This window comes from Paenibacillus sp. TAF43_2 (assembly GCF_052113545.1).
Lineage (GTDB): Bacteria > Bacillota > Bacilli > Paenibacillales > Paenibacillaceae > Pristimantibacillus.
In genome coordinates this window covers 1-1,524 of the sequence record NZ_JBFRDK010000367.1, presented here as the reverse complement: position 1 = coordinate 1,524, position 1,524 = coordinate 1, and the positions used below count along the sequence as shown (strand labels likewise).

Annotated in this window: 2 protein-coding genes; one reads left to right on the top strand and one right to left on the bottom strand. The window is 39.0% G+C overall.

Translation table 11 applies throughout. The features are described from left to right. Nucleotides 1–230: 230 nt before the first annotated feature. A complete protein-coding gene (locus AB4Z17_RS33435; RefSeq protein WP_441875077.1) occupies nt 231–383 on the bottom strand; it encodes a hypothetical protein in 153 nt (50 codons plus the stop codon). A 366-nt stretch (nt 384–749) separates the two neighbouring features. On the opposite strand from AB4Z17_RS33435, the gene AB4Z17_RS33430 reads away from it, so the two are divergent. Then, the coding region (locus AB4Z17_RS33430; RefSeq protein WP_441964754.1) for an autoinducer 2 ABC transporter substrate-binding protein at nt 750–1,524 on the top strand (775 nt) is incomplete at its 3' end.

Below are 1,524 nucleotides of genomic sequence, written 5' to 3'. Positions count from 1 at the left end.
GACTTATAGAGTAGACCCTTTATTCATCTCTTAACGTAGAGTTTCTGAACACATTTTTTCTTTCGAGTGTTGATTTATATTTATCAAGATAAGTGGATGACCATTTCCTCGCCCAAGCGACAAGTTTTTTTGAATGGGCTGGTTCACACCAACCAGCAGAGGAGCGGCCACCGTATGATCCAATAGTTTTTTATTAATTTTTTTGTTGCTGCATCAAGTGTGGTGTATGCTTACGAAATGACATCCTCATGAGGTGTTGATACATAAGATTTCGCCATCTTATCCTGAATTACGTTGTCTTCTTGAACAAGTTTTGCTCCATTCAGCATGAGATATAAGCCGCCAGATAGAAATAAGCCTCCTAAAATAATCCAATACAGCATGTTTCATTTCTCCTTTCTGAATCTATTTCGATAGTCCTTTCATTATAAAAGGAAATGGTGCCTGAAAATAATAGCTCGAAGTAGTCATTTCCTTGCTAAATGTGTCCGATATGTTTCGTTCATGTGAGCAATGTACCAATCATTTTCAGTGTAGTAATCAACATTGAATTTAACTTTTATCAATTTTACTAAATGGGAGGATAGCTAAGCTGAATGTAGAATAGAGTAGCTATGAATTCCAGCGAGGGGTGGCGTCAATAAAAAGAAGAATTCAATTAATTTGGGTAAACGCTTTCAATGTTGGGGCAGCTGTTAAGCATTTACGAATTTATTGTCATCATGCAATGAAACTATTGCAAACGGTTAATGGAAAAGGGTGAAGGCATGTTCAGGAAAATGATTGTTATCCTGTTATTAATTTTTACTGCAACCGCATGTCAGGGGCGTTACTCAAAAAGTGATTATGACGTGATCCATTCCATTAAATCGAATTCAACCTCAGAGAAACAGGAAGATCATCGAAAGTACACAATCGGCATCGTACCAAAAGTGATGGGGATTTCTTATTTTAATGTCGCAGAAGAAGGTGCGATGGAAGCAGCCAATGATTTGGACGTTAACGTCATTTATGAAGGGCCACCAATCGCTGATGCATCAAAGCAGATTAATGTGATTAGACATCTTATCAATTTGTCGGTAGATGCGATTGCAGTTTCTGCAAACGATCCAGAAAAGCTGCTGCCCATCATTTTAGAAGCCAAAAGCAAGGGGATCAAGGTTATTACTTGGGATGCAGATACGAATCCAGAAGGCAGAGATTTTTTTGTCAACATGGTCGATACAGAGACATTAGGCCGACATTTATTGGATACGCTTGCATGGAACACCGAAGAAACTGGCGAATACGCAATTATGACAGGAGCTTTTTCTGCTTCTAATCATAATGAATGGCTGAAATGGATCAAACATCAGCAGAGTGAGTTTTACCCAAAAATGAAGCTGATTGATATTGTTGAGACAGAAGATGATCCGCAAAAGGCTTATGAGAAAGCAAAACAACTGTTAGCCAAGTACCCGAATCTTGCAGGCATTATCGGCAATTCTTCTGTAGGGCCTCCAGCTGCCGCACAAGCTGTAAGAG

Excerpts from the sequence above, each read along its gene's own strand:
- AB4Z17_RS33435 (WP_441875077.1), bottom strand. The coding sequence starts at position 383 with ATGCTGTATTGGATTATTTTAGGAGGCTTATTTCTATCTGGCGGCTTA.